Source organism: Aliivibrio logei (assembly GCF_001691055.1).
Classification (GTDB): domain Bacteria; phylum Pseudomonadota; class Gammaproteobacteria; order Enterobacterales; family Vibrionaceae; genus Aliivibrio; species Aliivibrio salmonicida.
Genome location: NZ_MAJU01000074.1, coordinates 1 through 408 on the forward strand (window position 1 = coordinate 1; position 408 = coordinate 408).

Sequence of the window (408 nt, forward strand, 5' to 3'; positions counted from 1 at the left end):
GTTATAACTTAGATTTGGTAGAGCAACGATTAATACTTTTAGCCATTATTGAGGCTAGAGAATCAGGAAAAGGGATTAACGCTAATGACCCTTTAACTGTCCATGCAGAAAGCTATATAAATCAGTTTAACGTACATAGAAATGGGGCTTACAAAGCCCTTAAAGATGCTTGTGATGACCTATTCGAGCGTAGATTCAGTTACCAAAGCCTAAGTGAAAAAGGAAATATTCAAAACCATAAGGCACGTTGGGTCAGTGAAATCATTTATGTAGAAAAAGAAGCTGTAGTTAAATTAATATTTTCATCAGCTATTATCCCATTAATTACTAGGCTGGAAGCACAATTTACTAGCTATGAAATAGATCAGATTAGCGGTTTAAATACTGGTTATGCTATACGCCTTTACG

At 35.0% G+C, this 408-nt stretch carries 1 protein-coding gene; it reads left to right on the top strand.

Translation table 11 applies throughout. The annotated features are described in order from the left end of the window. A partial coding sequence (locus A6E04_RS20870; protein WP_139078927.1) for a RepB family plasmid replication initiator protein occupies positions 1–408 on the top strand: 408 nt, incomplete at both ends.